The organism is Caballeronia zhejiangensis (assembly GCF_022879815.1).
Lineage (GTDB): Bacteria > Pseudomonadota > Gammaproteobacteria > Burkholderiales > Burkholderiaceae > Caballeronia > Caballeronia zhejiangensis.
The window spans coordinates 1,288,183-1,310,237 of sequence record NZ_CP084284.1; the positions used below are offsets into that span (position 1 = coordinate 1,288,183).

General features: G+C 63.5%; 23 protein-coding genes. 16 read left to right on the plus strand and 7 right to left on the minus strand.

Annotation, left to right across the window (positions count from 1 at the left end; all coding sequences use genetic code 11):
• Positions 1-152 precede the first annotated feature (152 nt).
• Complete coding sequence (locus LDZ23_RS20490; RefSeq protein WP_075583515.1) at positions 153-377, minus strand: hypothetical protein; 225 nt, start codon at positions 375-377, stop codon at positions 153-155.
• Between LDZ23_RS20490 and LDZ23_RS20495 the strand changes: the two genes are divergently transcribed.
• Genes LDZ23_RS20495 through LDZ23_RS20540 form a run of 10 tightly spaced genes read left to right on the plus strand, consistent with a single transcriptional unit; the run spans position 376 to position 9,574 of the window.
• A complete protein-coding gene (locus tag LDZ23_RS20495) occupies positions 376-1,638 on the plus strand; it encodes a molybdopterin-binding domain-containing protein (protein ID WP_008354327.1) in 1,263 nt (420 codons plus the stop codon). The two genes, LDZ23_RS20490 and LDZ23_RS20495, sit on opposite strands and share 2 nt — an antisense overlap.
• Positions 1,635-3,329, plus strand: coding sequence for a formylmethanofuran dehydrogenase subunit A (locus LDZ23_RS20500; protein WP_008354326.1), 1,695 nt, complete (start codon positions 1,635-1,637; stop codon positions 3,327-3,329). The genes LDZ23_RS20495 and LDZ23_RS20500 overlap by 4 nt, the downstream gene beginning before the upstream one ends.
• A 3-nt stretch (positions 3,330-3,332) precedes the next feature.
• Positions 3,333-4,274, plus strand: coding sequence for a formylmethanofuran--tetrahydromethanopterin N-formyltransferase (gene fhcD / locus LDZ23_RS20505; RefSeq protein ID WP_008354324.1), 942 nt, complete (start codon positions 3,333-3,335; stop codon positions 4,272-4,274).
• Positions 4,271-5,092, plus strand: a complete 822-nt coding sequence (locus LDZ23_RS20510) for a formylmethanofuran dehydrogenase subunit C (RefSeq protein WP_008354323.1) — start codon at positions 4,271-4,273, stop codon at positions 5,090-5,092. The genes fhcD and LDZ23_RS20510 overlap by 4 nt, the downstream gene beginning before the upstream one ends.
• A gap of 46 nt (positions 5,093-5,138) precedes the next feature.
• A complete protein-coding gene (locus LDZ23_RS20515) occupies positions 5,139-5,711 on the plus strand; it encodes a cytochrome b (protein ID WP_008354322.1) in 573 nt (190 codons plus the stop codon).
• A complete protein-coding gene (gene pqqB, locus LDZ23_RS20520) occupies positions 5,708-6,628 on the plus strand; it encodes a pyrroloquinoline quinone biosynthesis protein PqqB (protein ID WP_008354321.1) in 921 nt (306 codons plus the stop codon). The genes LDZ23_RS20515 and pqqB overlap by 4 nt, the downstream gene beginning before the upstream one ends.
• A gap of 22 nt (positions 6,629-6,650) precedes the next feature.
• Positions 6,651-7,397 (plus strand): pyrroloquinoline-quinone synthase PqqC, encoded by a 747-nt coding sequence (gene pqqC, locus LDZ23_RS20525; protein WP_008354320.1) that lies wholly within the window; start codon positions 6,651-6,653, stop codon positions 7,395-7,397.
• Positions 7,394-7,702 (plus strand): pyrroloquinoline quinone biosynthesis peptide chaperone PqqD, encoded by a 309-nt coding sequence (pqqD, locus tag LDZ23_RS20530; RefSeq protein ID WP_008354319.1) that lies wholly within the window; start codon positions 7,394-7,396, stop codon positions 7,700-7,702. Before pqqC ends, pqqD begins: the two co-directional genes overlap by 4 nt.
• Before the next feature lie 4 nt (positions 7,703-7,706).
• Positions 7,707-8,903, plus strand: coding sequence for a pyrroloquinoline quinone biosynthesis protein PqqE (gene pqqE, locus LDZ23_RS20535; protein ID WP_008354318.1), 1,197 nt, complete (start codon positions 7,707-7,709; stop codon positions 8,901-8,903).
• Positions 8,900-9,574, plus strand: a complete 675-nt coding sequence (locus LDZ23_RS20540; protein WP_244808167.1) for a response regulator — start codon at positions 8,900-8,902, stop codon at positions 9,572-9,574. Before pqqE ends, LDZ23_RS20540 begins: the two co-directional genes overlap by 4 nt.
• Here the strand turns inward: LDZ23_RS20540 and LDZ23_RS20545 are convergent.
• On the minus strand, positions 9,520-10,524 hold the full coding sequence (locus tag LDZ23_RS20545) for an ATP-binding protein (protein ID WP_244808168.1): 1,005 nt from the start codon (positions 10,522-10,524) through the stop codon (positions 9,520-9,522). The two genes, LDZ23_RS20540 and LDZ23_RS20545, sit on opposite strands and share 55 nt — an antisense overlap.
• Before the next feature lie 176 nt (positions 10,525-10,700).
• On the opposite strand from LDZ23_RS20545, the gene LDZ23_RS20550 reads away from it, so the two are divergent.
• On the plus strand, positions 10,701-13,004 hold the full coding sequence (locus LDZ23_RS20550; RefSeq protein ID WP_244808206.1) for a TonB-dependent receptor: 2,304 nt from the start codon (positions 10,701-10,703) through the stop codon (positions 13,002-13,004).
• Positions 13,005-13,240: 236 nt separating this feature from the next.
• On the opposite strand, the gene LDZ23_RS20555 is transcribed toward LDZ23_RS20550, so the two are convergent.
• The 3 genes from LDZ23_RS20555 to LDZ23_RS20565 form a co-directional block, all read right to left on the minus strand.
• Positions 13,241-14,311 (minus strand): beta-propeller fold lactonase family protein, encoded by a 1,071-nt coding sequence (locus LDZ23_RS20555; RefSeq protein WP_033535973.1) that lies wholly within the window; start codon positions 14,309-14,311, stop codon positions 13,241-13,243.
• Between the two features lie 172 nt (positions 14,312-14,483).
• Positions 14,484-15,011 carry a DUF3280 domain-containing protein gene (locus LDZ23_RS20560; RefSeq protein WP_235366178.1) on the minus strand — a complete coding sequence of 176 codons (528 nt, stop codon included), beginning with the start codon at positions 15,009-15,011 and terminating at the stop codon, positions 14,484-14,486.
• A gap of 53 nt (positions 15,012-15,064) precedes the next feature.
• Entirely contained in the window at positions 15,065-17,260 is a 2,196-nt protein-coding gene (locus LDZ23_RS20565; RefSeq protein WP_008354311.1) for a SulP family inorganic anion transporter, read from the minus strand.
• Positions 17,261-17,505: 245 nt separating this feature from the next.
• Here LDZ23_RS20565 and LDZ23_RS20570 point away from each other — a divergent pair, with 245 nt between their 5' ends.
• The 3 genes from LDZ23_RS20570 to LDZ23_RS20580 all read left to right on the plus strand — a co-directional run bounded on the left by LDZ23_RS20570 (position 17,506) and on the right by LDZ23_RS20580 (position 18,802).
• Entirely contained in the window at positions 17,506-17,829 is a 324-nt protein-coding gene (locus LDZ23_RS20570; RefSeq protein ID WP_008354310.1) for a hypothetical protein, read from the plus strand.
• An 11-nt stretch (positions 17,830-17,840) separates the two neighbouring features.
• A complete protein-coding gene (locus LDZ23_RS20575) occupies positions 17,841-18,212 on the plus strand; it encodes a VOC family protein (RefSeq protein ID WP_033535972.1) in 372 nt (123 codons plus the stop codon).
• Positions 18,213-18,553: 341 nt separating this feature from the next.
• Positions 18,554-18,802, plus strand: coding sequence for a hypothetical protein (locus LDZ23_RS20580; RefSeq protein ID WP_008354307.1), 249 nt, complete (start codon positions 18,554-18,556; stop codon positions 18,800-18,802).
• A gap of 6 nt (positions 18,803-18,808) precedes the next feature.
• On the opposite strand, the gene LDZ23_RS20585 is transcribed toward LDZ23_RS20580, so the two are convergent.
• Both LDZ23_RS20585 and LDZ23_RS20590 read right to left on the minus strand, forming a co-directional pair.
• Complete coding sequence (locus tag LDZ23_RS20585) at positions 18,809-19,402, minus strand: J domain-containing protein (protein WP_008354306.1); 594 nt, start codon at positions 19,400-19,402, stop codon at positions 18,809-18,811.
• 88 nt (positions 19,403-19,490) lie between these two features.
• The gene (locus LDZ23_RS20590; RefSeq protein WP_174447733.1) at positions 19,491-19,811 is read right to left on the minus strand and encodes a hypothetical protein; all 321 of its coding nucleotides are present in this window, start codon (positions 19,809-19,811) and stop codon (positions 19,491-19,493) included.
• A 104-nt stretch (positions 19,812-19,915) separates the two neighbouring features.
• Here LDZ23_RS20590 and LDZ23_RS20595 point away from each other — a divergent pair, with 104 nt between their 5' ends.
• Both LDZ23_RS20595 and LDZ23_RS20600 read left to right on the plus strand, forming a co-directional pair.
• On the plus strand, positions 19,916-20,464 hold the full coding sequence (locus LDZ23_RS20595; protein ID WP_008354304.1) for a phosphonate degradation HD-domain oxygenase: 549 nt from the start codon (positions 19,916-19,918) through the stop codon (positions 20,462-20,464).
• A 117-nt stretch (positions 20,465-20,581) separates the two neighbouring features.
• On the plus strand, positions 20,582-21,991 hold the full coding sequence (locus LDZ23_RS20600) for a DHA2 family efflux MFS transporter permease subunit (protein WP_033535971.1): 1,410 nt from the start codon (positions 20,582-20,584) through the stop codon (positions 21,989-21,991).
• The last annotated feature ends 64 nt before the right edge of the window (positions 21,992-22,055 follow it).

Below are 22,055 nucleotides of genomic sequence, written 5' to 3' on the forward strand. Positions count from 1 at the left end.
ATTCCCGATTGACCGGTCGGCCGCGAAGCGGGCTGGAGCTATTTGGTGCTGAACCCGTTTGGTGTGTGGTGCGATGTGACGGACCGTGCGCGAGCCAAGCCCGATGGGGCCTATGAGGGCACTCTTTAGGCAGCCCACGATGGACGAGAGGACTACCCAAATTGCGTGTGACCGCGGGCGTATCGGAAGCTGCTTTCTTTGCTTACTTTCTTTGCAGCAGCAAAGAAAGTGAGTGCCGCCCCGCACAGGGGCAATGCTAATAGACCGACACGAATACGGGATCCGGCGAAATCAAAAAGCGATAAGCAAAAGCGAAAAGCAAAAGCAAAAGCAAAAGCAACAAAACCGGCACAGACCTTGCTCGAAAGGTCGACCATGCCCGATACCTCCACCACGCCGAGCGCCCCGTCCGCGGCCTCAAAACCTTGGACCTGTCCGTTCTGCCCTTTACTATGCGACGACATCACGCTCGCACCCACCGCCGATCACCGCCTCGCAGCGCCGCACACCGCCTGCCCGCGTCTGGACGCCTCCCTTGCCCGCTTCGGTCCGAACGATGCAAGCCAGAAGCCCCAAATCGACGGGCAAGTCACCGACGAAAAGTCGGCGCTCTCGCGAGCCGCCGCGATCCTGTCGAACGCACATCGGCCGCTATTCGGCGGTCTCGCGACCGACGTGTCCGGCGCACGCGCGCTCTATGAACTCGCCGCGCAGTGCGGCGCGATCCTCGATCACCTCCACGGCGACACGCTCGCCGACAGCAATCGCGCACTGCAAGATCGCGGCTCGTTCTTCACGACGCTCTCCGAAGTCCGCTCGCGCGCCGATCTCATCGTCGTGTTCGCGTGCGAGCCGTCGCGACGCTATCCGCGCTTCTTCGAGCGCATCGCAAGCGAGGGCCGCGAGACAAAGTTTGTATTCATCGGATGTGACATCGATAAAGCCGCCAACGCCCAAGCCGAATCGATCCTCGCCAACGCCGATCCCTTCGACACACTCGCGCTGTGGTCCGCGCTCGTCGAAGGCGGCCGTCCGATTCCAACGCCCGAACTCGTCGCGCTGACCGAACGCATCAACGCCGCGAAGTACACGGCGGTGATCTACGAGCCATCGGCGCTGCCGACGCAACACGCCGCGCTCGCGATCGAAGCGCTGCAACGCATCGTCAAGGCGATCAATCGCACCGCGCGCGCCGGCACGCTCGCCCTCACCAGCGACGACGGCGCCGCGTCCGTCAATCAGGCGATCACATGGCTGTCGGGCTTTCCGCTGCGCACGCGCGTCGCATACGGCTTGCCGCTCGATCACGACGCGCATCGCTATCGCTCGGAAACGCTGCTGCAGCGCGGCGAAATCGACGCGCTCCTGTGGGTGTCCAGCTTCGCGCCCGAGCCGCTGCCCGCATCGCTCGATGCGAACGTGCCCGCGATCATCCTCGCGCACCCATCGACAGCCGTCCCCGCGCGCCACGCGCCGACCGTGTTCATCCCCGTCGCGACGCCGGGCATCGACAGCGGCGGGCATCTGTTTCGCGTCGATACATCGGTGGTCGCGCCGCTCGCCGCCGCGCGCGATTACGCCTTGCCGACGGTCGCATCGATCGCATCGCAACTCGCGCAGGCAAGGAGGCCCGCATGAGCGTCACGCGCCTCAAAGGCGGCACGCTTTACGATCCGGCGAATGGCGTCGATGGCGAGAAGCGCGACATCCATATGCGCGATGGCCGCATCGTCGCCGATGCCGCGAACGAAAGCATCGACCGCGATTACGATGCGAGCGGCATGATCGTGATGGCGGGCGGCATCGATCTGCATTCGCACATCGGCGGCGGCAAGACGAATCTGTCGCGGCTGCTTCTGCCCGAGGATCATCGCGACGATCCGCGTGCCGTGCCCGATCGTCCGAACGAAGGCCGATACATGCGTCTGCCATCGTGCGGCGTGTGCGCGCCCGGCACGCTTGCCACCGGTTATCGCTATGCGGAAATGGGCTACACGGCCGCGTTCGAGCCGGCGATGATCGCGTCGAACGCGCGCCACGCGCATCTGGAAATGGGCGACACGCCGATCATCGATCACGGCGCCTACGTGATGATGGGCAACGACGAGCTCTTCCTGCAGATGCTCGCCGCGAAGGAAGACTTCGAACGTCTGCGCGATTACGTCGGCTGGACCATCGATTCGAGCAAGGCGCTCGGCGTGAAGGTCGTGAATCCGGGCGGCATATCGGCGTTCAAGTTCAATCAGCGTTCGCTGGATGTCGATGAAAAGCACGCGCATTACGGCATCACGCCGCGCGACGTGTTGAGCACGCTCACGCGCGCGCTCACCGAGCTGCGCGTGCCGCATCCGCTGCATGTTCACGCAAGCAATCTCGGCGTGCCGGGCAACATCGAATCGACGATCAGAACGATGGACACCGCCGATGGCCTGCCCATTCATCTGACGCATATCCAGTTCCATAGCTACGGCATGGAAGGCCCTCGCAAGTTTTCATCGGGCGCGCGCGCGATCGCCGATGCAGTGAACGCGCGGCCCAACGTGACGATCGATGTCGGCCAGATCATCTTCGGTCAGACCGTCACCGCATCCGGCGACACGATGATGCAGTTCAAGAACGCGCCGATGGCCCGACCGCGCAAATGGGTGCTCGGCGATATCGAATGCGATGCGGGCTGCGGCATCGTGCCGTTCAAGTACCGCGAACAGAGCTTCGTGAATGCGCTCCAATGGATCATCGGGCTCGAGATCTTTTTGCTCGTCGACGATCCGTGGCGCGTGTCGATGACCACCGATCATCCGAACGGCGCGCCGTTCACGAGCTATCCGCATCTGATCCGCTTGCTGATGGACAAGTCCTTTCGCGACGAACAACTCGACAAGCTGCACGCCGATGCGAAAACCGCGAGCGCGTTGAGCGAAATCACGCGCGAATTCTCGCTCTACGACATTGCGATCATCACGCGCGCCGGTCCCGCGAAACTGCTCGGCCTCACGGATCGCGGGCATCTCGGCGCAGGCGCGGCGGCGGACATTGCCGTGTATCGCGACGATGACGATCGCGAGCGCATGTTCACATCGCCTGCTTACGTGTTCAAGGACGGCGAGCTGATCGCGCGCGACGGCACGCTGCTCGCGACGCCCACCGGCGGCATCCATTACGTGCGCCCCGACTACGACCGCGCGATCGAAAAGCGCGTGCGCGAATTCACGCAGGCAAACCTCGCGACGCGCTTCGAGAACATCGCGATCGGCGACGATGAAATCTGCGCATGCTGCAACGGCGGGCGGCTGTTGCCCGTCGCATGCTTCGCTTCGAACGGGAGTTGACGCATGCGTATCAACGACACGCAGATCGACGACACCTTCGCCGAAGCCTTCCCGATGAAAGCGACGCGCCTCGTCATCACCGCGCATTCGTCGACGTGGGCGCGTCACGCGGCCAATTCGCTGACAGGCTTCGCGACGTCCGTCATCGATTGCGGCTGCGAGGCCGGCATCGAACGCGATCTGTCCGGCGATGAAACGCCCGATGGCAGGCCCGGAATCGCGGTGCTGATCTTCGCGATATCGTCGAAGGAGCTCGCCAAGCAGATCGCGCGGCGCGTCGGCCAATGCGTGCTGACGTGCCCGACGACCGCCGTCTATGGCGGCATCGATCCCGCCAACACACGCGCGCCGCTCTCCGACAACGCGCCGCTCGGCGCGGGCCTGCGCTTCTTCGGCGACGGCTATCAAATATCGAAAGTGCTCGACGGCACACGCTATTGGCGCGTGCCCGTGATGGACGGCGAGTTCGTCTGCGAGGAATTCACCGCGACGGTGAAAGCGGTCGGCGGCGGCAATCTGCTGTTTCTCGCGCGCGACATCGACAGCGCGCTCAATGCGGCCGAATCCGCCGTCGCCGCGATGCATCGGCTGCCGAACGTCATCACGCCGTTTCCGGGCGGCGTCGTGCGCTCGGGATCGAAGATCGGATCGAAGTATGCGGGCGCGACGGCGTCCACGAACGATGCGTTCTGCCCGACGCTCGTCGGCTTGTCGAAGAAGAGCGAGCTGACGCCGGACATCGCGTGCGTGCTCGAAATCGTCATCGACGGCTTGACCGATGCCGATGTCGGCGCGGCGATGACCGCGGGCATCGCGGCGGCGACGAAGATCGGGCGCGCCGGCGGCGTGCTGCGCATTTCGGCGGGCAACTACGGCGGCAAGCTCGGGCCGTACCATTTCAAGCTGCATGAACTGTCGAAGGATATCGACGGGAGCCGCGCATGAACGCCATCACGTTGCGCGTAAAAAATGCGCCGGGCTTTCGCGTCGACGGGTCGAAATTACTGCCCGCGACGCTGGCGGAGATATCGGCGACAGAACTGCCGCGCATCACGCTGCAAGGCGCGGGCGAAACGTGCGCGCTCGGCGATCTTTTCGACATCGCGCAGGAACCAAGCGATGCGCCCGCACTCACGATAGAAGGCGATGCGCCGTGGCTCGATCGCATCGGCGCGAACATGACCGAAGGCACGCTCGCGGTGCACGGCGCTGCAGGCGATTACGCGGGCATGAAGATGTCCGGCGGCGAGTTGAACATACGAGGCGATGCGGGCGCATTCGCCGCGTGCGAGATGCAAGGCGGACGACTGTCGATTCACGGCAACGCCGGCGAGTTCGCCGCAAGTGCGCTGCCCGGCGACATGGAAGGCATGACAGGCGGCACGCTCGCGATTCACGGCAGCGCAGGCGCGCGCCTCGCGGATCGCATGCGGCGCGGCACCGTGCTGGTCGCGGGCGATGCGGGCGATTTCGCCGCGTCGCGGCTCGTCGCGGGCTCGGTCTGCATCGGCGGGAAAGTGGGCGCACACTTGGGCTACGGCATGCGGCGCGGCACGGTGTTGCTGGCAAATGCGCCATCCCGCATTCCGCCGACGTTCACCGAAGGCGGGCGCGGCTTCGACGTCTTCTGGCTGCTGTTCACGCGCATGCTCGCGCGCGAGATCGCACCCTTTTCGCAGTTCGCTGGCAAGATATTGCCGCGACGCTACGCGGGCGATCTCGCCGTCGATGGACGGGGGGAATTGCTGATCGCCAATTCGTAGCAAGGAGATGAACAATGGACCGTTGGCACTTCCGGGGAGACACGCCATGAGCACCGCGCGGACATCAGCAACGTCGCGCGACGGCCGTATCGATGCCGCAAGCGAGCGTTACGCAGGCCCGATGATCGCGTTGCACTGGATAATTGCGATCGCAATCATCGCGATGCTGTGCATCGGCTTCTATATGGTCGGCCTGCCGCGCGGGTTGCCGTTCAAGTCGGACCTCATCAACTTCCACAAGTCGCTCGGAATCACCGTTTTCCTGCTGGTGCTGCTCCGCATCCTGGCACGTCTGGCTTATCGCCGGCCGCCTTTGCCGCCGATGCGAACGTGGCAACGCGCCGCCGCGAGCATTACGCAGGCTCTTTTATACGTTGGCATGGTGGCGATGCCGCTCACCGGTTATCTCGGCTCGTCGTTCAACAAGTTCGGCACGAAGTTCTGGGGCATCGCGCTGCCGCAATGGGGCTGGGACGACAAATCCATGCGGCAGATCTTCTTCGGCATTCACGAGTATCTGGCGTGGATCATGGCCGCGCTCGTCATCGTGCATTTTCTCGGCGCGATGAAGCATCAGTTGATCGATCGCGACGGTCTCTTGCGGAGGATGCTGCCTTGAAGATTCGCGTGCTCGGTTCATCGGCGGGTGGCGGCTTTCCGCAATGGAACTGCAACTGCCGCAATTGCGATGGCGTGCGGCGCGGCTCCATTCTGGCGCGTGCGCGCACTCAGTCGTCCATTGCTGTTACCGATAACGGCGAGGACTGGCTGGTCGTCAACGCATCGCCGGACATTCTTGCGCAGATCGCCGCAAACCCGGAATTGCAGCCCGCGCGCCGCGTGCGCGACACCGGCATCGCTGCCGTCATCACGATGGATGCGCAGATCGATCATGTCACCGGTCTGCTGATGCTGCGCGAGCGCGGCACGCCCTTGCCGCTCTATACGACGGACGCCGTGTGGCAGGACCTCTCGACGGGCTTTCCCATCACGTCGATTCTTTCGCATTACTGTGGCGTCGAGCACAGGCGCATCGCGCTCGATGGCGCATCGTTGTCCGTGCCTGAGCTGCCGCGCGTGGGCATCGACGCATTGCCTCTGTCGAGCAAGGCGCCGCCGTATTCGCCGCATCGCGATGCGCCGGAAACAGGCGACAACATTGGCCTTATGTTCACGAATCGCGCTTCGGGCAAGCGCGCATTCTATGCGCCGGGGCTCGGCGCGCTGGAGCCGCATGTGCTCGATGCGATGCGCGAAGCAGACTTGCTGCTCGTCGATGGCACCGTCTGGACCGACGATGAAATGATTCGCCTCGGCCTCACGAAGAAGACCGGCAAGGATATGGGCCATCTCGCGCAAACCGGCGCGGGCGGCATGATCGACGTGCTCGATTCGATCGATCGCGCGGGCGTGCGCAAGGTGCTGATCCACATCAACAACACGAACCCGATCCTCATCGAGGATGGACCTGAAAGGCGCATGTTGTCGGAGCACGGCATCGAGGTCGCGCACGACGGCATGACTTTCGAGCTGTGACATTCGCACTGGAGACCGTTAGATGTTCGACCCGATGCTCAACCCGACCACAGGCCCGATCTTCACGAAAGTGACAGACGAAGGCCCCGCGTGGACGCGCGACGAATTCGAAGCGCAGTTGCGCGCGAAGGGCACGGCGTATCACATTCATCATCCGTTCAACGTGAAGATGAACAGCGGCGGCTGCTCGAAGGAACAGATACGCGGCTGGGTCGCGAACCGCTTCTATTATCAGATCAACATTCCGCTGAAGGATGCGGCGGTGATGTCGAATTGCCCCGATCGCGACACGCGCCGCCGCTGGGTGCTGCGCATTCTCGATCACGATGGCTACGACGATCAGCCCGGCGGCATCGAGGCATGGGCGCGTCTTGGCGATGCGGTCGGCCTCTCGCGCGACGATCTATGGTCGCTCAAGCTGGTGACGCCGGGCGTGCGCTTCGCCGTCGATGCCTACGTGAACTTCGCACGGCGTGCGCCGTGGCAGGAGTCGGTGTGTTCATCGCTTACGGAGATGTTCGCGCCGCAGATTCACAAGGACCGGCTCGCGACATGGCCCGAGCATTACAAGTGGATCGAGCCCGAAGGGCTTTCGTATTTCCGCTCGCGCGTGTCGCTTGCGCAGCGCGATGTCGAGCACGGTCTCGAAGTGACGCTCGCGCATTTCACGACGCGTCAGGAACAGCAACGCGCGCTCGATATCCTGCAGTTCAAGCTCGATATTCTCTGGACCATGCTCGATTCCATCGAAAAGGCTTTTCCGCAATGAGCGATACGAACCCGACTCAACGCAAGCAGGAAGCCGTCGAAGCGCCGGACGATTCGTTGCATCCGAAACTAAAACGCCTCTTCCGGCTGCAATGGGAACCTGCGCAGAACGCGCATGTGCTGCTTTATCCGGAAGGCATGGTGAAGCTCAATCAGAGCGCATCGGAGATTCTTCTGCGATGCGACGGCACGCGCGATATCCCCGCGCTCGTCGCCGATCTGGAGCAGGCGTTCAATGCGACCGGCCTCGGCGACGACGTGCGCGCGTTCATCGCCGGCGCGCGTGCGCGAGGCTGGCTGGAGTAGCGTCATGACCGACTTGTCCGAACCGATTGCGAAGCCCGAGCACGAAGACGCAACCGTCGCGCCGCCGCTCTGGCTGCTTGCCGAGCTCACGTATCGCTGTCCGCTGCATTGCGTGTTCTGCTACAACCCGGTGAATTACGCCGATCACACGCGCGAGCTGGACACCGATCAATGGATCGACGTATTGCGTCAGGCACGCGCGCTGGGCGCCGCGCAACTCGGCTTCTCCGGCGGCGAGCCGCTCTTGCGCGACGATCTCGAAACGCTCGTCGGCGAAGCGCGGAAGCTCGGCTTTTATACGAACCTCATCACATCGGGCATCGGTCTGACGGAGAAGCGCATCAGTGCGTTGCAGGACGCCGGGCTCGATCACATACAGCTTTCGTTTCAGGACTCGTCGCAGGAATTGAACGACTTCCTTTCCAGCACGAAGACCTTCGACTACAAGAAGCGCGTCGCGAATCTCATCAAGGCGCATGGCTTTCCGATGGTGCTCAATTGCGTGCTTCACCGCTATAACCTGCCGCATATCGGACGCATCATCGACATGGCGCTCGCGATGGGCGCGGAGTATCTCGAACTCGCGAACACGCAGTATTACGGCTGGGCGCACAAGAATCGCGCGCAACTCATGCCGACCAAAGAGCAGCTCGACGAAGCCGAAGCGGTGGTCGAACGCTATCGCGGCGAGATCGGCGACCGGTGCAAGATCTTCTTCGTCGTGCCGGATTACTACGAGCGCAGACCGAAGCGCTGCATGAACGGCTGGGGCTCGGTGTTTCTCGGCATCGCGCCCGATGGCGCCGCGCTGCCGTGTCATACCGCGCGGTCATTGCCGGGCCTCACGTTTCCGAACGTCACCGATATGTCGATCAAGGACATCTGGTACGAGAGCGATGCGTTCAACCGGTTTCGCGGCTTCGGCTGGATGAAGGAGCCGTGCCGCAGTTGCGACGAGAAGGCCATCGACATGGGCGGCTGCCGCTGTCAGGCGTATCTGCTGACGCAGGACCCCGCGAATGCCGATCCGGTTTGCGACAAGTCCCCGCATCACGAGCGCGTGATCGAAGTCGTGCGCGCTGCATCGGCACGGCAGGAACCGCAAGAGCAACCCATCGTCTTTCGCAACGATGCGAACTCGAAGCGCATCGCGGCCGAGGCCTCCGGTAGTGGTTCAAAAGAAGGAGAAGACAAGCCATGACTGCCGATATCTCCGTGCTGCTGGTGGACGATCACGCCGTCGTGCGTGAAGGCTACAAGCGTCTGCTCGAACTGAGTCCCGATGTGAACGTCGCGGGCGAAGCGGCGGATGCAGCCGAGGCTTATCAGAAGTTTTGCGCGCTGCAGCCGGATGTCGTCGTGATGGATCTCGCGTTGCCGGGCGCAAGCGGCATCGAGGCGATGCGGCGCATGCTGGCGCGCGAGCCGCACGCGCATGTGCTCATTTTCAGCGTGCATGAAGAAGCGATCTTCGTGCGACGCGCGCTGGATGCGGGCGCGCGCGGTTATGTGACGAAGGCGAGCGCGCCCGATGTGCTCGTCGAAGCGGTGCGTTCGGTTGCGCGGCGCGTTTCGTATCTGAGTCCCGATGTGTCGCAAGCGCTTGCATTGCGCGCGAGCATTCAGGAAGGACGGCAGTTATCCGCGCGCGAATTCGAGGTGCTGAGATTGCTCGTGCAGGGTTATACGCTGCCGAGCATCGCGGAGAAGTTAGGCTTGAGCCAGAAGACGGTTGCGAATCATCAATCGGTGATCCGCCAAAAATTCGGCGCGGATAACGGCGTGCAGTTGGCACAGATCGCGAACCGCCTGGGGCTTCACTTCGTCGATTTCGCTTCGTCGGCGGTCGCAGGCCACGGCAGCCCCGCCTGAGCCGGCACGCGCGCGCAAAACAGAAAACCCGCGCCCGGCTCGCTCACGATCTGAAACTCGCCGCCGAGCGCTTCGACGCGCTCGCGCATGCCGATCAAACCGAGTCCCGTGCGCGGCTTCGCGAGATCGACGCCCGGGCCGTCATCGGCCATCGTCACGACAATTTCTTCCGGCGCGCGCGCCAGATAAATCTCCACGCGTGAAGTCCGTGCGAACTTCGATACGTTCGTCAGCCCTTCCTGCACGAGCCGATACAGCGTGATGTTGAGCGCATCGCTCAAATTGTCGAAATCGCCGTCGACAGCGAGCGTGAACGTCACATCGGGCAAGCGCTCGCGCCAGCCATCGACGCAATGTTCGAGCGCCGTCGGCAAGCCGAATTCATCGAGGCCGATGGGACGCAGCTTGCGAATCATCCCGCCGATCTCGCGATACACATGCGTCGCGCTTTGCATCAGCGCAAGCGACAGCCGATGAATCTCCGCCTCGCGCGTAGCCGACAAATCGCGGATACGCCCCGCATCGAGCGATATCGCGTTGAGGTATTGCCCGAGCTCGTCGTGCAACTCGCGCGCGAGATGACGCCGCTCGGTCTCCTGCGCGGCGAGCGCCTGATTCGCAAGGCGACGATTCTCCGCAAGCAGATGCTCGGCCTCTTCTTCGAGCGCGCGCCGTCTGCGCACTTCCGATTGCGCCTCGCGATAACGCCGCCACGCGAACCACGCGAAACCGATCGCGAGCACGACGAGCGTCGGCGGCAATTCATCGACTTGAAAGCGTTCGGCGCTGCGCGTCAGCCGATACGCGTACTCGCTGAAATCGAAACGCGCAAAGAGCGCGGCCGCGATCAGCGTCGCCGCGAGCACGCAAGCAAGGTCGCGCCACACCGGCGAGTGCGGCGCGCGGCGGTCGGCGTCTTTCGCGAAAGAGGGCAAGGATTCGGTCGGCATCGTGGAATGCATTCTACGCACGGCGTCATCGCGCCGTGCGGTGGGTGGAACGCAATTGGGAACGCTTCCCTGCGCGATCGGGAAAAGCTCCCGGTCCACGCGCGCTGTCTTATGCGACGCTTTCATCGAAAGAAACACGCTCGGCGCGTGAATCGAAATATAAAGAGGAGACGATGATGAAGAGCATGCCGCGCCTGCGCGCGCCCGCGCATCCGTTCAAACCCCGAGCGGGGCTGCGGCTCGTCTTCGGCGGCGCGTTCGCGAGCATCACTGTGGCCGCATGGGCGCAGACGCCGCCAGCCGATACGACGCCGACAACCGAACTGCCTTCGATCATCGTCGTCGGGACCACGCCGCTCGTCGGCGTCGGCACGCCGCTGGAGAAAGTGCCCGCGAACGTGCAAACGATCAAGGGCAGCGAGATCCAGGCGCAGCATTCGCCGACCGTCACGAACTATCTGGAGAAGAACGTCGCGAGCGTCGATACCAACGACGCGCAAGGCAATCCGTGGCAGACCGACATCAACTATCGCGGCTTCACTGCGTCGCCGCTGCTCGGCACGCCGCAGGGCTTGTCGGTGTTCATGGACGGCGTACGCATCAACGAGCCGTTCGGCGATGTCGTCAACTGGGATCTGATTCCGCAGGCCGCGATCCAGACGATGCAGATCATCCCCGGGTCGAATCCGACGTTCGGCCTGAACACGCTCGGCGGCGCGGTCGCGGTAACGACGAAGAACGGGCGCAGCAATCCGGGCGGCAACGTCGATGTCGGCTTCGGTTCGTTCGGACGCAAGTATGCGCAGATCGAGCAAGGCGGCGCGATCGGCGATCATCTCGACTATTACTTCACCGCGAACGTCACGAACGACAACGGCTGGGCCGATCACAACGCGAGCAAGCTGCGCCAGGCGTTCGGCAAGATCCGCTATACCGACGCCGACACGACGGTCTCCGTTTCGATGGGCGGCGCGGACAACACGCTGAACGGCTCGCAGACGATTCCGCGCTCGTTCATGGACAACTTCCGTCAGGCGTACACGTTTCCCGACACGAACGAGAATCAGGTCGGCTATCTGACGATCAACGCCGAGCACTACATCACGCCGAACGTGCAGTTGAGCGGCAACGCGTACTATCGCCACTATCGCAACAAGAACGTGAGTTCGAACGTCAACGACGATTTCGATCCGGACGGCGACGATGCCGACGAACTCACGCAAGCCTTCAACGACCAGTCGGTGATCGTGACGGACAGCTACGGCGCGAGCCTGCAACTCACCTTGCTCAACAGGCTCTTCGATCACGACAATCAATTGATCGTCGGCGCGGCGGGCGACTTCGCCAATTCGCATTTCACGCAGGCCGAGCAGCCAGCCGCATTCGAAGACAACCGCGCGACGATCGCCACGGGTCCGTTCGCACCGACGACCGACGCGAAGACGCACAACTCGAATCTCGGCATCTACTTCGAGAATACGTTCTCGTTCAACGAACAATGGTCGATGACGCTCGCCGGACGCTACAACTGGGCGAAGGCGACCATCGGCGACGAGAGCGGCGTGCAGCCGCTGCTCGACGGGAATCACACGTTCTCGCGCTTCAACCCGGCCGTGGGCTTCAACTGGAATCCGACGCCGAACTTCACCGCCTACGCGACGTACAACGAAGGCATGCGCTCGCCGACCGCAATCGAACTCGCGTGCGCGGACCCCGCCGCGCCGTGCTCGTTGCCCAATGACTTCATCGCGGACCCGGATCTTAAGCCGGTGATTTCGAAGACGTTCGAAGTCGGCGCGCGCGGGCGTCTCGGCAGTCATACGCAGTGGAGCGCCGCGGTCTACAGCACGACGCTCGACGACGACATCCAGTTCGTCAGCGCGCAAGGCGCGGGCAGCACGCTCGGCTATTTTCAGAACGTCGGCAAGACGCGACGGCAAGGTTTCGAACTCGCGGGCCGCACGCAATGGGGACCGGTGGGCATCGCGGCGAGTTATAGCTATGTGAACGCGACGTATCGATCGACGTGGACGGAAAGCAGCGCGAGCAATTCGAGCGCGGACGCCGATGGCAACATCACCGTGCATTCGGGCGACCGCATTCCGGGCATTCCGGCGAATACGGTGAAGATGCGCATCGACTACAACCCGTTTGCGCACTGGAACGTCGGCACGAATCTCACGTATCGCAGCAATATCTTCGCGCGTGGCGACGAAAACAATCAGGACGTCAACGGCAGCGTCGCGGGCTATTTCCTGATCGATCTCGACACGACCTACAACGTGACCAAACAGTTGCAGGTCTATGCGACCGTGAAGAACCTGCTCAACAAGCGCTATGCGAACTTCGCGATTCTCGGCGAGAACTTCTTCGACGGGCCCAATCACACGTTCAACAACGGCGCGACGGTGAACGAGCAGTTTCTCGGCGTCGGTGCGCCGCGTGGCGTGTGGGTGGGGATGCGGTATGCGTGGAAGTGATATGACGTGATAGCGCGGCTCAATCCCGATACGACTTCCACGGAATGCCGCGCGCGTTGATGCCTTGCCAAAGCGCAGCCTGACAGCGAAGCCTGTCTTCCTCGCTGCGCGGATGCGTCCTGTCCCTCGCGCGCATTCGTCGTGATCGACGTTGCAATATGCGCAATGCCACGGCGCACGAATGGAAGTGGCCGCGCAATGCGGCCATTTCACACTCGGCAACGCCTCCTTGCCGCTCAACGCCCGACGATCGACCCCGCGCTCGGCGGATAAGTGACGATGCCCCACGCCAGCGGCAGATCGCCGATCTGCTTGACTTCCTTGTAGTCCGATCCGTCGAGCACGTACACCGCGTTCGAACGTCCGCAGGCCAGCAGCAGCTTCGAGCCGTCGGGCGTGAAGCTGAAGTGCCAGCAACGCTGACCGACAGGCACATCCTTCCTATGCTCGTAGGTCGAGCCGTCGAACACTTGCAAGGTCTTGTCACGCGATGCCGCGATCAGCAAGCGCTTGCCGGAAGGATCGAACGAAACGCCATACGGGCCCGTCTTCGTATCGACGGTCTTCACGGTCTTCAGGCTTTTGCCATCGAGCACGACGAACTTGTTCGCGTTCTCCAGCGTGACGACATACTGCTTGCCATCCGGCGACACCTTGATGCCGCGCGGACGCGAACCCTTGTCGAGGTTCACCGTGCGGACCGGCTTGCCCGTCCCGACGCGATACACCGACACCGTATCGTCACCCTCGTTCGTCACGAGGATCAGCTTGCCGTCCGGCGAGAACTCGACGCCTTCGGTCTCGTGCCCGCTCTTGACCGTATGCGTGATCTTCATGGTCTTCAAATCGACGATGGCGATCTCGGCGGGCGGCGAATTCGCGTCGTCGTCGTCCTTCTCCGGCTGGCCCGGTTTCGGCGGGCCGCCGCTTTCACCCGGCTCGTACGTCACATACGCATAGCCGCCGAACACGCGCACGAACTCGGGATTCTTGCCGATCTTCGCGCGCCGCGTGACCTTGCCCGTCGACGTATCGATCTCCGAGAGATCGCTCGTCGCCTTGTTCGCCACGTAAAGACGCGTGCCTTCCTTGTTGAGCGACAGCCCGCGCGGGCCGTCCTTGCCGACATCCCAGGTCGTCGCGAGCGCGAGCGTGTCGAGATCGATCACGCCGACGCCGGCGTTTTCGGTCGTCACGTAGGCGGTCGGCGCGGCGGCATGGGCGACGTTCGCCGCCAATGCAAACGCAAGCGATGTCGCGATCGCCGACGCGCAGGCAATGCGCGCCGCCTTGAATCTGACTTGCATGGTCGTCTCCAGCGGTTTCGATACCGATTGTTCGAGTTCGTGAGCGCACGCGCGCGACACGGCACGGCGCGCGTGCCGGCAGCCTCAACTTAGCCCAATCGGCGCGGCCGAGGCAACGGCATCGGCCGGGAGAAATTCCCGAATTCCGCTGGACTTTTCGCGTGGCGCCAATCTAGCGCGTCGCGGATGGATCGCTTGCAAGGAGATCGACGAGCGCCTTCGCGCCGCGCTTCCACGACAGGTCGGTGTTGCCGCGTATGTCGACGGAGCGTTGAAAGAGCATCGCGCCGCTGTTCGCGTCTTCGACGCGCAGGTTCATGTTGAGGATGAGATTGCTGATCTTCTGCACCCAGCACACGCCGACGCGCGATGTACCGAGTTCCTTCGCCACACGCAGTTCGCAGCCGTTGCACGCGTTCATGTCCTGCGTGCTTTTCAGCGTCGCGATGAGATCGCTGGCCTTCGCATTGTCGGCGACGCGAAAGAGCGCGCGCTCGCGCAAGTCGTCGCGAAACGCGCCGCTCAGCATCGCGAGGCGCGCGCTCTGAATGCGGTCGATTTCGGCGTCGTTGTAGGCGGCGTTATCGTCGATGAGGGTGCAGTCGAGCATCGCGATCGATTGCGGCGCGCTCTGGGCAAGCGCGCTCGTCATGACGATGGCGGGCGCAAGCGCGAGCATCGCGCGGACAGTGTGTGTCATGTTGAAGGCCCCGGCGTTGTGCTTCCCGGCAAAAGCAGATCGCATGCCTGTCATCACGACGCCGCGCGCAACGCTTCATCGGCGATGGCGAGCCGCGACGCCATCATCTTCACGACGAAGCGATGCCACTCCTGCGCGGTCAATGGATCGTCCCGCTCGATCTTGCGCAGCGCCGCGAGCGTGAGACGGCGCAGGCGCGCCGGTTCGTCGGCGACGACATCCGCGCTCCGTGGCGCATGCGTGTACACGGCCATCTCGCCGATGATCGTGCCCGGACCGAACGAGCGCAGCCGCACCGAACGGCCATCGGCGAGCGGCAGCGACACGGTCACGCGCCCTTCTTCGACGATGTAAAGCGCATCGCCCGCATCGCCTCGACGAAAGAGCGCCTCGCCCGCGCCGATATCGCATACGTCTAGGAACGCGGCCAGTCCCTGCAGCGCGCGCTCGCTGAAATGCGGCGCGAGCATCGCGCGGAAATCGCCGGCCGGCGCGCGCGGTTCGAGCGTGCGCGTCGTCGTGGCGAGCTGCTGCGCTTCGATCCATTCGAGGCCGGCGTCGAGCGTGTCGAACTCGTGGATGCCGAGCGAAAGCGCGCCCGTGCGCCCTAGCAGCGCGCGCGAGTTGCGCGGCAGAGCGGTCAGCACGAGATCCGCGCCGATCGCCGCGCACGCCTGACGCAGCTTCACGAATGCGAGCGACACGGACGCGTCCATGCCGTTGGTCCACGCGAAATCGAGCACGACATAGCGCACCGGACGCGGACCATGCGAGCGAATGCGCTCGCGGATGCGCTGCAACATCGAATTCGCCGAGCCGAAGAAAAGGAACCCTTGCAGGCAGACGCCGCAGATCTGATCGCCGCGATCGATCAGCAAGCGCGTTTCCTCGATGCTGCGCTCGACATTCGATGTGCGCGTGCGGCCGTCGAACTCCATGCGAACGCATCCCGCTCGACCATAGAGCAGCGCGAAGGTCACGCACGCCGCGACCACGCCCGCGACGACGCCCGCGATCACGCCATAGAACGCGATCACCGCGAGGATCAGCGGCACGAGCAGATACTCGTGCCACGTCAGCTTGCGATATGCGCCGACGAGCCAGTCCATCATCAGACGCAAGCCCATGTAGATCTGCATGCCGACGAGCACGGGCACCGGAAAGAGCGACACGAGATCGGGCGATGCGATCAGCAGGAAGAGGCACGCGAGCGCGGCGAACACGCCCGCCGCGCGGCTCGTCGCGCCGGCGCGCGCGTTGAGCATCGAGCGGTTATACGACTGATAGCCGACCATGCCGCCGAAAAGACCGCTCGCGATATTCGCGAGACCGGCCGCGCGCATCTCGCGATTGAGGTCGATGTCCTGGCCGGTGGCCGCGCCTAGCGCCGTCGAATTCATGATGATCGTGATCGCCGACACCGACGTGACGATGAGCGTCTCGGGCAAGTGCGCGACGATCGCGTGCCAGTCGATCTCGCCGCGCGCGAGCGACGACGGCAGATGCAACTCGGGAATGTGCAGCGCATGCGCCGGCACATGCTGAAGCAGGAGGCCCAAGTAGCGCGCATCGTCGGGCGAGATGCCGGCGACGCGCAACAGCACGTAGAAGAGCGCGATGCCGATAGCGAGCGTGATCGGCAATGCGGCCGCGTGACGCCAGGTGCGCGCGAGAATCGTCGCGAGTGCGCCGACGAAAAGCGCGGGCGCCCATGCAAGCCAGTGCAGTTGCGCGAGCTTAGGCAACGTGTGCCAATCGAGCGTGACGCCGGTCAGCACGCGAAACGCGCCCGCGATCAGAAGATAGCCGGTGCCCGCGAGAAACCCGCCCATCACCGGATAGGGAAGGAATTGCAGCGAACGGCTGCGTTTCGATGAACCGATCGCGAAGAGAATGAGGCCCGTCACGAGCGAGCACAGCGCGATGGCGACGAGCACCGTCAGCAGGATGACCGTGGGCGTGCCGCCGTTCGCGCGCACGCTGCTCGCGACGCCCGCCGCGACGCCGACGAGAAACGCCGTCGCGTTGCTGTCCGGCCCGCCTATGTTCATACGCATCGAGCTCGTCACCGCGATGACGAACGCAGTCACGATGCAGCTCACGAGCGCGGTGGGCACGCCAAGTTCGGCATAGCGCGCGAGATCGGCGCTGAAGATGAGCGTGCCGAGGCTCATCGCGTAGCACAGCATCATCAGCGTGGACACGGTGCCCGCGGTGATGTCGCCGACGAGCGCGGTCATGCGCGGCATCGCGCGGGCAAGGACAGTACGATGTGTCGTGGCTGGCTTCACCGCGCCTCCCGGATCGGGACAACGGCAGACGTATCCGCTTCAAGCAAGTGCGCCGGAAAGTATCCGCCGCGCGCGAAGACGCTGTCAATTTCCCGCGCCACACATACGCATTTCTTCTGACGCGAATGCGCTTCGCGGTGGCTTCATCGCGCCAACAGGAGTAACGTTGAATCGCGAGCGAACACTACACCAAGGAGGCGGTCATGCCTGACGATCCCGCTCAATGGCACGTTTTCGACTACGAAGGTTTCGAGATCCATGTGCAGCCGCAACTGAAGCCCACGCCCGAACATGCGCCGCCGAGCATGATGGAGCGCTACGTGTATGTCGGATATGTGTGCAGGCCCGGCGCGAACGCGAACACGCCGGGCGAAGCGGTGCACTTCCATGCCGACGGCGACGACGCCTACAAGCGCGCGCAGGACGCCGTGGACGATGCGCGGCATATCGGCAAGAGCATCGTCGATGGCACGCATCCGGATCTCTCGGTGCTGCCGCTCGTGTCGCATCAGCATCATCCGGGATGACGAACGACAGCATGGAAGAATCAAGCGACGAGGCACGCGTCGAAAGCGTGAGCGCGATTACGCTCGCGACGAACGACATGCCGCGCGCCGTGCGCTTCTATGAGGCGCTCGGTTTTCGCATCGTCCACGGCGGCGCGAACGAGGCCTTTACTTCGTTCGCGCTCGGCAGTTCGTTTCTCAATCTGACCAGCGAGACGCACGACCCGATTCGTTTCTGGGGCCGCGTCATCATCCATGTGTCCGATGTGGACGCGTTCTATCGGAAAGCAGTGGCACACGGCCTCGAGCCGCAATTCGCGCCACGCGATGCGCCCTGGAACGAGCGCTATTTCCATCTCACCGATCCGGACGGCCACGAACTCAGCTTCGCGCGCCCGCTCTGATTCGCACGACTCAGGCACGACGTTCGCTTTGAAACCAGTGACGGGTAACGTACGAATCGGCCATTTCATATGACCGATCGCGCACATACCCTCGCATCGCGTTGCAAGACGATGAGTTCAACAGCGCTACGCATCTTTCATCAACGGGCACGGCGAAAGACGCGTTCAAGCTCGCTGTTGCTATTTCGCCAAAACGGGCACGGCTCAGGATTTGAAGCGTAGAGTTCAAGTGCTTTGTCAAGAATGTGATGCGTCGCGGCAGGGGTTTCACTGATAGGGCTTCAATCATCGGCGTGTTCGGCCGTTATCCCTAACATGAAAGCCGCGTGCTGGAGACTGAAATGAAATGCGCGAACGAGCAGTCCCTTCGTTATCAGGTAGAAAAATGGCTCGCGCCGGGCAGCATGCCGGTGCATGTGAGGCAGTTCAGCCGCACGCGTGCCGACAGGCGGCGCTATGTATGCGTCGAGGCGTTGCACGGCGCGGTGTCGCGAGCGCTGTTCTTCTTCCGCCACGATGACGGGCACTGGTGCGTGTATCCGCCCGCACCGAAGCAAAGCAACATGCGCGGCGAAAGACTCGCGGCCTGAGGCGGTTCAGAAACGCAGGTTGTTGAGGAACTGGAACCACATCGCGCCGAGCGGATTCGACGCGTCGGCAGCCGCCGGTTCCTTCTCTTCTTTCTTCGCCGCGACCGGTTCTTCTTCGCGCTCTTTCTCTTTCGATTCTTCCCTCTCCTGACGCGATTCGTGCAGCGCGATCGCGCTATCCGCGATCTGACGCGCGGTCGACTCGTCGCATTGCGCGCCGAGCAGCACGCCGAACACGACGTCACGATTATGGCCTTGCGATGCAAAGCGCATCGCGAGCGATACGCGCTGCGCATAGAGCGCCTCGCGGGCTTCACGCTCCTTCGTTTCGCGCGCTTCGCGTTCGGCTTCTTCCTGCCGCACGCGCTCTTCCCAGCGGCGCATCTCTTCCGTGTAGATGCGGTCGTAGACCTCGCGTTGCGCGGGGTCGGAGAGAATCGCGTAGGCTTCCTTGATCTCGAGGAACTTCGCGCGGGCGACGTCTTCGTTGCCCACGTTGCGATCCGGGTGGCAACGCATCGCGGCCTTGCGATACGCGCGTTTGATTTCTTCTTCGGTGGCGTGCTCGTCCACGCCGAGCGTTTCGTATAACGTTGCCATCTTGCGTTCGGTGGGTGCGGGTCGTCGAGCATCCTAACACGCGAAAAACGGGGTCTTTTCGCGCGATGCGGCATTGCAACACGAACGGCTAGCGACCCGTGATCGCGCGTGCGGCCACGGCGCCTAACGAATCGAAGATGGCGCGCGCGGGCTTCAGATAGCGTGCGATATGCAGCCGTATGTTCACCACGCCCGCCACGAAAATAAGAAGCGTGATGAGCAGATAGTCGCGCCGCTCCGGTAGGAGGTGATAACGCGTATGCAGCAGCACGAACACGATCCACACGAACGCCGGCGCATGCAGCGTCCAATGACGCTGCGCGAAATGCCACGCGATGCGGCGCACATCGCGTCGTGAAGCGCGATCGAGGCCTGCGAGTTCGGGGCGTCGGCGGAAAGAGAAAGGCATGAGGTTCAACGCACGCTTTGCGTGCGCCATCATCGCGTCATAAAGCCTTGCGAGAATCGCGCGTCATTTCGCTCCAAGCATACCCGCCCGACCCTTTCCTTACGATGGCGCTTTCACTCGACGACATCCGTCATCTCTTCGATGAACACGGTTCAATCGCCTATAGCGGCGAGCCGGTCACGCAATTGCAGCACGCGTTGCAAAGCGCGACGCTCGCCGAGCAGGCGGGCGCGAGCCGCGAGCTGATCGTCGCGGCCTTGCTGCACGATCTCGGGCACCTGCTGAATCTGCAAGGCGAGACACCGAGCGAACGCGGCATCGACGATCTGCATCAGTACTTCGCGCTGCCGTTTCTGCGTCCGCTGTTTTCCGACGCCGTGCTCGAACCGATTCGCCTGCACGTCGATGCAAAACGCTGCCTTTGTGCGATCGATGCGTCGTATCACGCGCGGCTGTCGGCGGATTCGGTGCGCAGCCTCCAATTGCAAGGCGGCATATTCGACGATGAAACCGTGCAAGCCTTTCTCGCGAAGCCCTACGCGCGCGATGCCATCGCGCTGCGCCGATGGGACGATGAAGCGAAGGACGCGCGGCGCGTTACGCCCGCGCTGCCGCATTTCATGGAAATCGTGGCGAGCGTCGCGCTGAGTTAGGCGTCGCTGCATCGAAGAACGCACGTTCGCGTATCGCGCTAGACTGTGCGCCATGCGTCCATTCCCATTCGAAAGCGCCTTGCAACAAGCCTTCAGCGCGCATACGAGCGCCGCATCGTGAAAGGCGGCAACTTCCGCATCACCGCCGCCGTCGTCGCTTCGGCGCTCTTCATGCAAAACATGGACGGCACGATCGTCGCGACCGCCATCCCGGCGATGGCCCGCGATCTGAACGTCGACGCCGTTCATCTGTCCAGCGCGATCACCGCCTATCTCGTTGCGCTGACCGTCTTCATTCCCGCGAGCGGCTGGGTCGCCGACCGTTTCGGCGCGCGCCGCGTGTTCATGTGGGCGATCGCGACGTTCACGCTCGCGTCCGTTGCGTGCGCCGCGGCGATGAACCTGCCGCAACTGCTCGCCGCGCGCGTTGTGCAAGGCCTCGGCGGCGCGATGATGGTGCCTGTCGGCCGTCTGATCCTGTTTCGCGGCGTCAAACGCGAGGAACTGCTGCAAGCGACGACATGGCTCACGATGCCCGCGCTCGTCGGTCCGTTGCTCGGCCCGCCGCTCGGCGGCTTTCTCACCGACGCGCTCTCGTGGCGCAGCATCTTCTGGGTCAACGTGCCGGTCGGCGTCGCCGGTCTCTTTCTCACCTGGAAGTTATTGCCGCCTTCGCCGCCCGAAGAACGCACGCCGCCCGATCTGCGCGGCATGCTGATGTCGGGCGCGTCGCTGAGTCTGTTCATGATCGGCATCGAGAGCGCGGGGCGCGGCGTGCTGCCGGCCGGCGTGCCGTGGATTTGCGTCGCCGTCGGCCTGCTGCTCTTTCGCGCGACCGTGCTGCATTGCCGGCGCGCGCCGAATCCGGCCATCGACTTTTCGTTGCTTTCGATCCCCACGTTCCACGCCGCGACGGTCGCGGGCAGCCTGTTTCGCGCCGGCGCGGGCGCGCTGCCCTTTCTCGTGCCGCTGACGCTACAGACGGGCTTCGGCTACAGCGCGACGGCGAGCGGCCTCGTCACGTTCGCGAGCGCGCTCGGCTCGTTCTGCATGCGCCCGATGACGGCGCTCGCGCTGCGGCGCTTCTCCGTGCGGACCGTTTTATGCGCGGGCAGCGTCGTGTTCGCGGCCGTGCTGCTCGTCTGCTCGACGATGTCGCAGGCCTGGCCCGCCGCCGCGATCTTCCTGCTCCTGCTGCTCGGCGGACTCGGCCGGTCGCTGAGTTTCGCGACGATGGGCGCGCTCGCCTTCGCCGATGTGCCCAAGCCGCGCCTCGCCGCCGCGACCTCGTTCCAGGGCACCGCGCAACAGTTGATGAAGGCGGTCGGCGTGACGGTCGCCGCCGGCACGATTCAGGCGACGATGCTCGTTTCCGGCAGCGCGCATACCGAGCGCTGGCAACTGGCGTGCGGTTTCATCGTGACGGCGCTGGTCGTCCTGGCCTCGCTCCCGATGTTCGCGCGTCTCTCGGACGATGCGGGCGAAGGCATATCGGCGCCGGCTTCCAAGCGTGCCGAACGCACGTAATTCCTTCCGATCCGCGAAACAAAACATCAGATTTAAGACAAGTACATGATCCACAAGGCTTTTT

Coding starts and splice junctions, on each gene's coding strand:
- LDZ23_RS20560 (WP_235366178.1), bottom strand. CDS start 15,011: ATGACACACACTGTCCGCGCGATGCTCGCGCTTGCGCCCGCCATCGTC.
- LDZ23_RS20565 (WP_008354311.1), bottom strand. CDS start 17,260: ATGCCGCGCATGACCGCGCTCGTCGGCGACATCACCGCGGGCACCGTG.
- LDZ23_RS20555 (WP_033535973.1), bottom strand. CDS start 14,311: ATGCAAGTCAGATTCAAGGCGGCGCGCATTGCCTGCGCGTCGGCGATC.
- LDZ23_RS20545 (WP_244808168.1), bottom strand. CDS start 10,524: ATGCCGACCGAATCCTTGCCCTCTTTCGCGAAAGACGCCGACCGCCGC.
- LDZ23_RS20510 (WP_008354323.1), top strand. CDS start 4,271: ATGAACGCCATCACGTTGCGCGTAAAAAATGCGCCGGGCTTTCGCGTC.
- LDZ23_RS20495 (WP_008354327.1), top strand. CDS start 376: ATGCCCGATACCTCCACCACGCCGAGCGCCCCGTCCGCGGCCTCAAAA.
- LDZ23_RS20570 (WP_008354310.1), top strand. CDS start 17,506: ATGCCTGACGATCCCGCTCAATGGCACGTTTTCGACTACGAAGGTTTC.
- LDZ23_RS20580 (WP_008354307.1), top strand. CDS start 18,554: ATGAAATGCGCGAACGAGCAGTCCCTTCGTTATCAGGTAGAAAAATGG.
- LDZ23_RS20515 (WP_008354322.1), top strand. CDS start 5,139: ATGAGCACCGCGCGGACATCAGCAACGTCGCGCGACGGCCGTATCGAT.
- LDZ23_RS20575 (WP_033535972.1), top strand. CDS start 17,841: ATGGAAGAATCAAGCGACGAGGCACGCGTCGAAAGCGTGAGCGCGATT.
- LDZ23_RS20585 (WP_008354306.1), bottom strand. CDS start 19,402: ATGGCAACGTTATACGAAACGCTCGGCGTGGACGAGCACGCCACCGAA.
- pqqE (WP_008354318.1), top strand. CDS start 7,707: ATGACCGACTTGTCCGAACCGATTGCGAAGCCCGAGCACGAAGACGCA.
- LDZ23_RS20550 (WP_244808206.1), top strand. CDS start 10,701: ATGAAGAGCATGCCGCGCCTGCGCGCGCCCGCGCATCCGTTCAAACCC.
- LDZ23_RS20540 (WP_244808167.1), top strand. CDS start 8,900: ATGACTGCCGATATCTCCGTGCTGCTGGTGGACGATCACGCCGTCGTG.
- LDZ23_RS20590 (WP_174447733.1), bottom strand. CDS start 19,811: ATGCCTTTCTCTTTCCGCCGACGCCCCGAACTCGCAGGCCTCGATCGC.
- pqqD (WP_008354319.1), top strand. CDS start 7,394: ATGAGCGATACGAACCCGACTCAACGCAAGCAGGAAGCCGTCGAAGCG.
- LDZ23_RS20500 (WP_008354326.1), top strand. CDS start 1,635: ATGAGCGTCACGCGCCTCAAAGGCGGCACGCTTTACGATCCGGCGAAT.
- LDZ23_RS20595 (WP_008354304.1), top strand. CDS start 19,916: ATGGCGCTTTCACTCGACGACATCCGTCATCTCTTCGATGAACACGGT.
- LDZ23_RS20490 (WP_075583515.1), bottom strand. CDS start 377: ATGGTCGACCTTTCGAGCAAGGTCTGTGCCGGTTTTGTTGCTTTTGCT.
- fhcD (WP_008354324.1), top strand. CDS start 3,333: ATGCGTATCAACGACACGCAGATCGACGACACCTTCGCCGAAGCCTTC.
- pqqC (WP_008354320.1), top strand. CDS start 6,651: ATGTTCGACCCGATGCTCAACCCGACCACAGGCCCGATCTTCACGAAA.